The following is a 5,318-nucleotide window of genomic DNA, read 5'->3' on the forward strand; positions in this document are numbered from 1 at the left end:
GGGGCCAGCGCGGGGGCCAGCGCGGGGGCCAGCGCGGGGCGGTCGCGCGGCCTGGTTGCGCATGCTTACTGCGCGAGTCCCGCGCGGGCTCATCGCGCGGGTCCGGCGCGCGCTCACGGCACGGACGCACCGCACCGGCCGATGTCGGAGGGGGCTGCGAGGATGGCTGAATGATCGAGTTCCGCGAAGCGCGACCCGCCGATGTCGACGCGATGGTCGAGGTGCAGAACGCGATCCATCGCGTGGGACTCCGGCCGTCGCCCGTCGACGCGGCCTTCGTCGAGGAGCGCTACTTCGACGCGGCGCACACGATCTCCTGCACCGTGGCCGACCGCGACGGAGTCGTCGTCGGCTTCCAGTCTGTGAAGCGCGCCTGGGACGGCAATCCGTACGGGGTCGAGACGGGGTGGGGGATCATCGGCACTCACATCCACCCCGAGTTCGGCCGGAGCGGGATCGGCCGCAGCCTGTTCGCGCGCTCCCTCGCCGCCGCCGAGGCCGCCGGCCTCCGGCACATCGACGCGACCATCGGGGCCGACAACGCTCCCGGCCTCGCCTACTACGCGGCGATGGGGTTCGCGCCGTATCGCGACGGCGACGGTGCGATCCCGCACCGCTTCGACCTCTGACCCCGGCCTACGCTGAGACCATGCCCCTCTTCCGCCGCGGATCGATCGCGTGATCGACGTCGCCGACCACCTCGCGGCGGTCCTCGGGGCCGTGCGACCTCTCGAGCCCGAGCAGCGTGACGTCGCGGCGGCGCGTGGCCGGGTGCTGCGGCATCCTGTTCTCGCCCGAGTCGACGTGCCGGGATTCGACAGCTCCGCCATGGACGGGTTCGCGGTGCGCGAGGTCACCGCGCCGGTCACGCTCCGGGTGATCGCCGATCTCCCGGCGGGCACCCGCGACGATCCGCGGATGGATGCCGGCGACGCCGCCCGCATCATGACGGGTGCGCCCGTGCCGACCGACGCCACCGCGGTCGTCCCGTTCGAAGACACCGAGCGGGGACTCGCCGGCGGCCTCGAGCACGTCTCCGTCGTCGTCGCCCCGCGCGGGCCGGGGGCCCACATCCGCGCCCGCGGCTCGGATGTCCGGGAGGGGGAGCTCGTCGTCGCGGAGGGCATCCGCCTGAACGCCGCTCGACTCGGTGCCATCGCGGCGGCCGGCGTCGGGACGGTCTCGGTGTCGCGCGCGCCCCGCGTCGCCGTCGTGTCGACGGGCTCCGAGTTGCAGCCCGCGGGCGAGCCGCTCCGGCGCGGGCAGATCCCGGAGTCGAACAGCGTGCTCCTCGCCGGTCTCGCGGAGGAGGCGGGAGCCGAGATCGTGCTGCGCACGAGCGTCGGTGACGAGGGCGACGGACCGCGCGATGCCATCGCCGCCGCCGAAGCCGCCGGGGCCGACGTCGTCGTGTTCTCGGGAGGGGTGAGCGCGGGCGCCTACGAGGTCGTGAAGAACACCCTCGGCGACCTCATGCGCTTCGACCGCGTCCGCATGCAGCCGGGGAAACCGCAGGGTTTCGGACGCACCCCCTCGGGCACGCTGTTGTTCGGCCTCCCCGGCAACCCCGTGAGTGCGGCCGTCTCGTTCGAGTTGTTCGTGCGACCGGCGCTTCGCGCTCTCGAGGGCGACGTCGAGCTCGGCCGCGAGACGCTCCGCGTCGCGCTCGCCGCCGGCCGCCGTGCCCGACCGGAGCGTGTGCAGTACGTACCGGTGCGCCTCGACCGCTCCGACCCCGCCCGCTGGATGGCTGCACCGACCGCGCACGGAACCCGGGGGCTCGGCGACGCCGACGGCCTCGCGATCATCCCGCCGAGTGAGCGCGACCTCGAGATCGGCGACCTCGTGACGGTGACCCGGTGGTGACGGACCCCGCAGCGACGGGTCCTGCGGTGACAGGCCCCGCAGCGACGGGCCCTGCAGCGACGGGCCCTGCAGCGATGGGTCCTGCAGCGATGGGTCCTGCGGTGACGGGTCCCGCGGCGATGGGTCCTGCGGTGACGGGTCCCGCGGCGACGGCCCCCGCGGTGACGGCCCCAGCAGCGACGGGCCCTGATGCGACGGGCCCCGCGGCGACGGTCGCTGCGATTCTGCTGGCCGGGGGCCGCGCATCTCGCGTGGGCGGGGCCGCAAAGCCTCTCTTCGAGGTGGACGGCCGCACGCTGTTGCGCGCCGGTGTCGACGCGGCCCGCTCCGTCGGAGCGAGCACGATCGTGGTCGTCGGCCCCAGACTCGACGACGACCTCGCCGTCACCTGGGCGCGCGAGGATCCGCCCTTCGGCGGTCCGGTCGCGGCCCTCCTCGCCGCTCTCCCGCACGTGGATGCCGACGAGGTCCTCGTCCTCGCGTGCGACCTGCCGACAGCGGGCCCCGCGGTGGCGGCCCTACCCGCCCCGCTCCCGACGGGTGTCGACGGAGCGTGCCTCGACGACGGTCGGCGCCAGTGGCTCATCGGGCGATACCGGACCACGGCGCTGCGGGCGGCGGCATCCGCCCTTCCGGATCGGGGACAGGATGCCGCGATGCGGGCGTTGCTCGGCGGGCTCCGCGTCGAGCCGGTCGCCGTCGACCCGGCCCTGACGCGCGACGTCGACACGTGGGACGATCTTCGAGCAGCCCGAGGAGGAGCCATGACCGAATCCCGTACCCTGCCGCCCGAGGCCCTGAACGAGTGGGGCGGCGCTCTCGCCGAGCGCTTCGGACTGAGCGAGGGCGACATCCCGATCTCGCTGATCCTCGACCTCGCGCGCGACGTCGCGAACGGCGTGGCTCGCCCGGCCGCCCCGCTGAGCGCCTTCGTCGCGGGGCTCGTCGCCGGCCGCGCCGGCGGATCCCCCGCGGATACCGAGGCCGCCGTCGCCGCGGTGGTCGAGATGGCGCGCGGGTGGGAAGACCGCTGATCCGCTAGCCTCGCCCGATCACGTCGACCGCGAGGCCGCCGGAGACCGTCTGTAGCCGCGCGTCGTTCGTCCAGAACGCCGTGCATCCCGCCTGCCGCGCGATCCCGAGATGGAGAGCATCCGCTGTTCCCAGACCCCGATACCGGGCACGCAGCAGCGCCGCGTCGAGGTAGGCATCCGGTTGCACCGGGAGCAGCTCGAAGGCGTCGAAGGCGGTCCACATGCGCAGCTGTGCCTCGGCATCGGCATCTCGCATCGGCCCGACGAGCGACTCGAGAACAGCCAGCGGGCTGGTCGCAATCGGTTCCTCCGCTTCGGCGAGGGCTGAGCGCGCACGCTCGCCGATGTGGTCGTCGCGTTCGACGGCGTAGATCACCAGGCAGCTGTCGACGTAGATCACGCCCCGGCAGCCCGGTTCTCGGCGACGATCGCCTCGATCTCGTCGACCGGTCGGGCGTGCCCAGGCGTCAGAGGATGTTCCTGAAGCCACGTCGCGAAGGCGCTTCGCGGACGCGGCGGTGCGTCATCGATCGGTACCAGCCGCGCGACCGGGACGCCGCGTCGCGCGATCGTCACCTCGGCCCCCGACTCGGCCTCGGCGATGAGCTTCGAGAGGTTGTTCCGCGCTTCGAGGACGTTGTACATCATGCCGGCAACCTAGCCAGGCAGATGGCTAGGTCGAGGTGCCCAGCTGCCGATTTCACCTCGCGGCCGCAGGAAGCTCGTCCGAAGGGCGCGCCTCACCGCCCCACGTACTCGCCCCGTGGCCGCAGGCGCATCGGTCGTTCCGCGTACTCGGCGCGGATGTGCGCGATCCAGCCCGCGAGGCGTCCGAGGACGAAGATCGTGCTCGCGGCGTCCTCGGGGAGGCGGGCTCCGGATGCCAGCGCCGCCAGCGCCAGGTCCACGTTCGGTCGCAGGCGCGTGCGGTCGGCGACGACATCGCTGAGGCGGCGCACGGCATCCATCGTCGACTCTCCGTCGGGAAGACGCGCGACGAACGAGAACAGGGCGTCGGCCCGGTCGTCGATCTCGGGGTAGAGCGGGTGACCGAAGCCCGGGATGCCGTTGCCGTCCCGCAGCGCCTCGGTCAGCGCCCGCTCGGGTTCGAGCCCCCGCCGCACGCGCGCGAACAGGCGTGCGGTCCGTGCCGCCGCCGAGATGTGCAGCGGCGAGTCGGCCGCGCCGAGGGCGGCGCTGACCGCCGCGTACCCGTCCGCTCTCGCCGACGCCGCCACCCGCGCGGCGAAGGTCGACACCGACAGGTCGTGGTCGATGAGCAGGATCAGCGCCGCGTTGACGGCGGCGACCGTGGCGTCGTCGGACGGTCTGCGCCATGCGGTCACGAGGGAGCGCGCGGTATCGAGGTGCGGGTCGCCGCCGAGGGCGACGGGCAGGCCCGTGAGCAGGGTCCATCCGATGCGGTGGAGCGTGGCCGGGGAGGCATCGTGGCGCAGAGGGTCATCGGCGGCGAAGCCGGTGAGCGCCGCGCGGAGCCGGTCCATGGCACCCGCGTGCGGGGGAAGCGCCGCGACCAGCTCGCGCGCGCTGCCGATCGCGGGGTCCGGAGCGTCGACGCGCTCGGCGTCCCAGAGCCACTGCACGATCTCGGCGAACGGGCGGCCGGTGAGATCGCGGGCGCGGCGACCGCGGTACAGCAGCTCGCCGTCCTCGATGTCGGCGATGTCGGTGTGCACGACGGCGAGCGGCATTCCGGTGGTCGGGTGGGCGAGCGCGGGGGCGGCACGCCGACGCGCCCCGGCGAACGCTTCGACCTCGAGCGCATCGAACGTCGAGCCGTGCGCGTCGCGCTCGCGGCGGAGCAGGCCGCGCGAGACGTAGGCGTACACGGTCTGCGGCTTGACGCCGAGACGAGCGGCGACCTGGGCGGCCGTGAGACGGGGGAGCGGGGAGAGCATATTGATCCGATCAACGTTGACGCTGTCGCCGTCATGTTCGCACACTGAGCGCATGAGCGACCTCATCGATGTGCCCCGCGGACTCACCGGCGTCGTGGCCGCCGAGACCGCCCTCAGCGACGTCGACGGCGAAGCCGGCGTCTACCACTACCGCGGCCACTCGGCCACCGACCTCGCCCGCGAACGCTCGTTCGAGGACGTCTGGCATCTGCTCGTCGTGGGCGAGCTCCCCGACGACGCCGCTGCCCGGACTTTCGCCGCGCGGATCGAGGAGGCCCGTTCCGACCCGCGGATGCCGGGCCTCCTCGCCGCGGTCGCGGACTACACCGACCAGCCCCTCGCGCGAATCCGCGCGGTCTGGACGCTGGCGGCATCCGTCCGTCGTTCCTCCGCGCTCTACGACCTCGGCGAGCAGGAGCGCCTCGACGACGCGATCGCCTTCGCCGCGATGGCCCCGGCTGCCCTCGTCGGCGGGGGATCCGGGGCCATCGCGGCGAAG

General features: G+C 73.7%; 7 protein-coding genes. 4 read left to right on the forward strand and 3 right to left on the reverse strand.

Translation table 11 applies throughout. The features are described 5' to 3' along the window. Positions 1–170: 170 nt before the first annotated feature. The 3 genes from NS220_RS13680 (at position 171) to NS220_RS19390 (ending at position 2,900) form a co-directional block, all read left to right on the forward strand. Complete coding sequence (locus tag NS220_RS13680) at positions 171–629, forward strand: GNAT family N-acetyltransferase (RefSeq protein ID WP_058624591.1); 459 nt, start codon at positions 171–173, stop codon at positions 627–629. 49 nt (positions 630–678) lie between these two features. Beyond that, the gene (locus tag NS220_RS13685; RefSeq protein WP_081323180.1) at positions 679–1,866 is read left to right on the forward strand and encodes a molybdopterin molybdotransferase MoeA; all 1,188 of its coding nucleotides are present in this window, start codon (positions 679–681) and stop codon (positions 1,864–1,866) included. 119 nt (positions 1,867–1,985) lie between these two features. Next, positions 1,986–2,900 carry an NTP transferase domain-containing protein gene (locus tag NS220_RS19390; protein WP_081323183.1) on the forward strand — a complete coding sequence of 305 codons (915 nt, stop codon included), beginning with the start codon at positions 1,986–1,988 and terminating at the stop codon, positions 2,898–2,900. Between the two features lie 4 nt (positions 2,901–2,904). On the opposite strand, the gene NS220_RS13695 is transcribed toward NS220_RS19390, so the two are convergent. The 3 genes from NS220_RS13695 to NS220_RS13705 form a co-directional block, all read right to left on the reverse strand. Beyond that, complete coding sequence (locus tag NS220_RS13695; RefSeq protein ID WP_058624593.1) at positions 2,905–3,300, reverse strand: type II toxin-antitoxin system VapC family toxin; 396 nt, start codon at positions 3,298–3,300, stop codon at positions 2,905–2,907. Beyond that, positions 3,297–3,548, reverse strand: coding sequence for a type II toxin-antitoxin system Phd/YefM family antitoxin (locus NS220_RS13700; protein ID WP_058624594.1), 252 nt, complete (start codon positions 3,546–3,548; stop codon positions 3,297–3,299). Before NS220_RS13700 ends, NS220_RS13695 begins: the two co-directional genes overlap by 4 nt. A gap of 92 nt (positions 3,549–3,640) precedes the next feature. After that, a complete protein-coding gene (locus NS220_RS13705) occupies positions 3,641–4,819 on the reverse strand; it encodes a citrate synthase (RefSeq protein ID WP_058624595.1) in 1,179 nt (392 codons plus the stop codon). A 52-nt stretch (positions 4,820–4,871) separates the two neighbouring features. Here NS220_RS13705 and NS220_RS13710 point away from each other — a divergent pair. Continuing rightward, a partial coding sequence (locus tag NS220_RS13710; protein WP_275934683.1) for a citrate/2-methylcitrate synthase occupies positions 4,872–5,318 on the forward strand: 447 nt, incomplete at its 3' end.

The organism is Microbacterium testaceum (genome assembly GCF_001476655.1).
Classification (GTDB): Bacteria; Actinomycetota; Actinomycetes; order Actinomycetales; family Microbacteriaceae; genus Microbacterium; species Microbacterium testaceum_C.

Excerpts from the sequence above, each read along its gene's own strand:
- NS220_RS13680 (WP_058624591.1), top strand. The coding sequence starts at position 171 with ATGATCGAGTTCCGCGAAGCGCGACCCGCCGATGTCGACGCGATGGTC.
- NS220_RS19390 (WP_081323183.1), top strand. The coding sequence starts at position 1,986 with ATGGGTCCTGCGGTGACGGGTCCCGCGGCGACGGCCCCCGCGGTGACG.
- NS220_RS13700 (WP_058624594.1), bottom strand. The coding sequence starts at position 3,548 with ATGATGTACAACGTCCTCGAAGCGCGGAACAACCTCTCGAAGCTCATC.
- NS220_RS13705 (WP_058624595.1), bottom strand. The coding sequence starts at position 4,819 with ATGCTCTCCCCGCTCCCCCGTCTCACGGCCGCCCAGGTCGCCGCTCGT.